The 213-nt window shown below is 57.7% G+C and carries 1 rRNA gene; it reads right to left on the bottom strand.

What is annotated here, in order from left to right:
• A 23S ribosomal RNA gene (locus BHE89_RS04080) occupies positions 1–213 on the bottom strand; the annotation flags it as partial.

Genomic DNA, 213 nt, shown 5'->3' on the forward strand with positions numbered 1-213 from the left:
CCCGAACACCAGTGGTGCGTTCACTCCGGTCCTCTCGTACTAGGAGCAACCCCCTCTCAATCTTCCAACGCCCCACGGCAGATAGGGACCGAACTGTCTCACGACGTTCTAAACCCCAGCTCGCGTACCACTTTAAATGGCGAACAGCCATACCCTTGGGACCTACTTCAGCCCCAGGATGTGATGAGCCGACATCGAGGTGCCAAACACCGC

The sequence above is a fragment of the Shigella sp. FC1967 genome (assembly GCF_001743005.1).
GTDB lineage: Bacteria > Pseudomonadota > Gammaproteobacteria > Enterobacterales > Enterobacteriaceae > Proteus.